At 63.9% G+C, this 4,334-nt stretch carries 3 protein-coding genes and 1 pseudogene; 1 reads left to right on the top strand and 3 read right to left on the bottom strand.

Annotated elements, in window-relative coordinates:
- The coding region (locus ADBZ5N_RS17590; protein ID WP_526259672.1) for an MMPL/RND family transporter at positions 1 to 1,767 on the top strand (1,767 nt) is incomplete at its 5' end.
- 75 nt (positions 1,768 to 1,842) lie between these two features.
- Here ADBZ5N_RS17590 and ADBZ5N_RS17585 read toward each other — a convergent pair.
- The 3 genes and pseudogenes from ADBZ5N_RS17585 to ADBZ5N_RS17575 all read right to left on the bottom strand — a co-directional run.
- Entirely contained in the window at positions 1,843 to 2,103 is a 261-nt protein-coding gene (locus tag ADBZ5N_RS17585; protein ID WP_526259670.1) for a hypothetical protein, read from the bottom strand.
- 60 nt (positions 2,104 to 2,163) lie between these two features.
- On the bottom strand, positions 2,164 to 3,459 hold the full coding sequence (locus ADBZ5N_RS17580) for an LGFP repeat-containing protein (protein WP_526259668.1): 1,296 nt from the start codon (positions 3,457 to 3,459) through the stop codon (positions 2,164 to 2,166).
- 115 nt (positions 3,460 to 3,574) lie between these two features.
- Positions 3,575 to 4,334: pseudogene (locus ADBZ5N_RS17575) on the bottom strand (hypothetical protein); the annotation flags it as partial.

The following is a 4,334-nucleotide window of genomic DNA, read 5'->3' as shown; positions in this document are numbered from 1 at the left end:
GGCACCGCCGTCGTGCGTTGGCCGGGGCCGATCCTAGTGGCGACCACCGCTCTTTGTCTGGTCGGCCTGCTGGCGCTGCCCGGCTACCGCACCGACTACAACCAACGGAATTACCTGCCGCCCGACATCCCGGCCGCGGAGGGATTCGCCGCCGCCGAACGTCACTTTCCGGCATCCCGGCTCAGCCCGGAACTGCTCATGCTCGAGAGTGACCGCGACCTTCGTAATTCGGCAGACTTCCTCGTGATCGACCGGGTCGCCAAGTCGATGTTCCGTCAACCCGGAATAGGTCGGGTCCAGACCATCACCCGACCCCAGGGCAGCCCACTGGAGCACAGCTCGATCCCGTTCCTGTTGGGTATGCAAGGCACAACACAGAGTCTGAATATGTCCTACCTGCAGGACCGCATGAAGGACATGCTCCGAATGGGCGACGACATGCAGGCCAGCATCCAGAGCATGCAGAAGATGTATGACCTGATGGGCGAACTCAACGCCGTCACGCGTTCGATGATCGGGAAGATGAACGTGACCTATGAAGACGTCAAGGAAATGCGCGATCACATCGCCGACTTCGACGACTTCTTCCGGCCGATGCGCAACTACTTCTATTGGGAGCCGCACTGTTTCAACATTCCGGTGTGCACGGCGATCCGCTCGGTCTTCGACACCATGGACGGCATCAGCGCCACCACCGACGACATCAAGGCGCTGTTGCCGGTCCTTGGTCAGCTTGACGCCGTGACTACCCAGTTGCGCTCACTGATGCCGACGATGATCTCGACCCTGCAGTCCATGCGGCTCATGCAGTTGACCCTGCAGAGCACGCAGTCGGGCATGTATGACCAGATGCAGGAAATGCAGCAGAACCAGAACGCCATGGGCAAGGCGTTCGATGAAGCCAAGAACGATGACACGTTTTACCTGCCTCCGGAGGTATTCGACAACCCGGACTTCCAGCGCGGAATGAAGATGTTCCTGTCGCCCGACGGAAAAGCAGTGCGGTTCATCATTTCTCATGAGGGCGACCCGATGTCACCGGAGGGTCTCACCCGCGTGGACACCATCCGCAACGCCGCCTTCGAGGCAATCAAGGGAACACCGCTGGAGGGATCGCGGATCTACCTTGCCGGCACGGCCACCAGTTTCAAGGACATGCAGGACGGCGCCAACTACGACCTGCTGATCGCCGGGGTCGCCGCACTGAGCCTGATTTTCGTCATCATGCTCATCATGACGCGCAGCGTGGTGGCCGCCGCGGTGATCGTCGGCACCGTGGTGGTGTCACTGGGCACCTCGTTCGGGCTGTCGATCCTGATCTGGCAGCACATCCTCGGCCAACCGCTGCACTGGATGGTGCTGGCGATGTCGGTGATCATCCTGCTGGCCGTCGGCTCGGACTACAACCTGCTCCTGGTGTCCCGGTTCAAAGAGGAGATCCACGCCGGACTGCGCACGGGAATCATCCGATCGATGGCCGGAACCGGCGCGGTCGTCACCTCCGCAGGCTTGGTCTTTGCGATGACGATGGCGGCCATGGCGTTCAGCGAGCTGACAATCCTGGCCCAGGTCGGCACCACCATCAGTCTTGGTCTTCTCTTCGACACCCTGGTGATCAGGTCCTTCATGACGCCTGCGATCGCGGCGCTGTTGGGCCGGTGGTTCTGGTGGCCCCAGGTCGTCCGGCAACGGCCCGTCCCGCAGCCCTGGCCCGCCCCGCAGCGGCCCGGTAACGGTGAGCGCGATGTCCTCACCGCGATAGCCTGAGGTTTCGTCACATAACGAAACACCCGGCACGGAGCAGAAAGCTCCGTGCCGGGTGTTCGGGGTTGGTTTGGGCCGTCAGGTGGTCTTGTTACGTCCCTTCATGACCATGCCCACGATGGCGGTCAGGACGGCGCCGCCGATCCCTCCGCCGCCGAGCCCACCCACCAGGTTCATGATGTCGTTGCCGCCACCACCCAGTAGGTTCGCGCCCAGGCCGCCGCCGAGTAGACCGCCCAGTGCACCGGTGACGCTGTTGCCACCGACTCCTAGACCGCCCTTGGCTCCGGCCGCGTTACCGCCGAGCAAACCGCCGACGGCTCCGAGTAACCATTCCATTTTCTTCTCCTTAACGGCCGGCTGCCCTGCTGGGCACCCTTAGTTGGTTGACCGAACTGATCAGTCCTGTAGGTGATCAGGGGTGAGGTCGCTCTTGTCGGCACGGCTTTCCTGGTGATCGCCGACCGCATTGTTCTCGTAGGTGACCCGGATGCTGGTCTCAGCGGGGGTGTGGGTCTCGTACTTGATTACCGGGGCGACGTCGTCGTCGTGGTGTACGGCCTCGCGAATCGTGGCCTTGGCCTCGGTCACCTCTTCGCGGATGTGAGCCTTGACCTCCTTGACCTCCTCGCGGATGTTTGCCTTGACCTCCTTGACCTCCTCGCGGATGTGCTCCACCGGACGAACGACCGGCTTGGGGGCCGGCGGCGGCGGGGGCGGAGTCTTCACAACCGGCTTCGGGGCCGGGGCCGGCGGCTTGGGTGCCGGACGCGGGGGAGCGGGCGGAGTGACCGGCTTGGCCACCGGGGCCGGACGCGGCGGCGGCGGAGGCGTGACGACCTTCTTCACCTCCGGAGCACGCGGTGCAACCTTGACCGGTGCAACCTCAACCGGCTTCTTCTTGAACAGCCGCGGCAGGAAGGCGAGCAGGCCCAGCAGACCCAGGATCGGGATCAGCCACCACCACTTGAAGCCACCCTCCTTCTCCACCTTCGGGGCGGTCGGCGCGGTGACGTTGGGCTTGCTCACTGACGCGGTCCCTTCTTTGCCGAATCCGGGAATCTTGCCGGCCAGTGCCGCCGGGATGGTGACCAGACCGGCAGCCTTGGACCACTGGATCTCAGTGCCCTCCGGACCGACGAACTTGCCGGTCAGCACGCCGCCCATATCTGACACGTCGGCGGACGGGTACCCGAACGGCCCGGTGATGCCGCCGGACTGACGCCATGCCTCGAGTACCTTGCCCTTGACAACCGAGGCGCCCTGTTGCGGGCTCCAGTAGATCGACGCGCCCTCCGGCGTGGAGAAGTCGTTGAAACGACCCACTCCGTCGCCGGTGTCGCTCTCGTCGTTCTTGGGGAAGCCGAGACCGCTGGTGGGTCCGCCCAAAGCCTTGTACCGCTCGAGGATCTGGCCGTACATCACGTGGGCGCCGGAATCCTTCGAGTAGTAGATGGTTCCGCCCTGGAACTCCCGCTTGACGCCACCTTGGACGTCCTCGGCCTCGCCGATCGCCGGACCCAGCAGTGAGCCTTCGCCGCCGAACGTGCTGTAGCGGTCGTTGATGGCGTTGACTGCCTCGGTGGACGGCGCAGCGAACGCGATCTGCGGGGTGGCCAGCATGGTGCCGGCGACCACGAAGATCCCGCCCAGTGCAAGCGCGCCGCGACGACGCGGCGACACAGTTGGTGTCACTTCTTTACTCCTTAGGTGTTTTCCCGTGTGGGTCTTGCGTTGTCCTGAGTGGGATGACGCCGGGGCGGGAGGGGGTTTCGACCGCCCCGGCGTCATGCTAATCGGTGCCGGCGAGTCAGGGCCGACGGTGCCGCGGATCATCCTCCCGGTAGTTCGGATCGTTCGGGTCGATGATGTAGGCCTCACGAGCCCGGAACACGGTGGACTCGTCACCGACGACGTCATCGTCGGGGTGCTCGCCCGTTGCGCGCTCCACCCACTCCACCTCGCGGGTTCCCCGCTCGATGTAGCGGGCCTCCACCTCGCTGGCCTCGCTGAGAGTGTGCCGCGTGACGTGGATCTCCTCGGCGCCGTGCTCGACGACCCGCTGGACTTCCCTCTCCACGAACTTCTGGACGATCACCGGCTTCTCGATGACAACCTCGACGATCCGCTCGACCGGCTTCTCGACGATCCGCTCGACCTCGACGTAGACCGGCTTCTCGACGATCTTCTCGATCCTGGTCTCGACCGGCCGCTCGACGATGACCTCCTGGACGATCTCGACATCGCGCTCGATGACCTTCTCCACGAGCACCGGGCTGGTGACGATCTTCTCCAGCACCTTCTCCACGGGGCGGTCGATGACCTTCTCGATGATCTTCGGCCGCTCGACGACCTTCTCGACCACCCGGTCAACCTGCCGATCGATGACCTTCTCGACGATGTTGGGACGCTCGACGATCTTCTCGACGATGCGGTCGACCGGCTTCTCGATGACCTTCTCGACGATGTTGGGCTTCTCGACGATCTTCTCGACGATGCGGTCGACGGGCCGCTCGATGATCTTCTCGACGATGTTGGGCTTCTCGACGATCTTCTCGACGATGCGGTCG

It is taken from the genome of Mycobacterium sp. (assembly GCF_044370595.1).
Lineage (GTDB): Bacteria > Actinomycetota > Actinomycetes > Mycobacteriales > Mycobacteriaceae > Mycobacterium.
The sequence above is the reverse complement of the archived record's forward strand: the minus strand, read 5'-3'. Positions and strand labels throughout refer to the sequence as shown.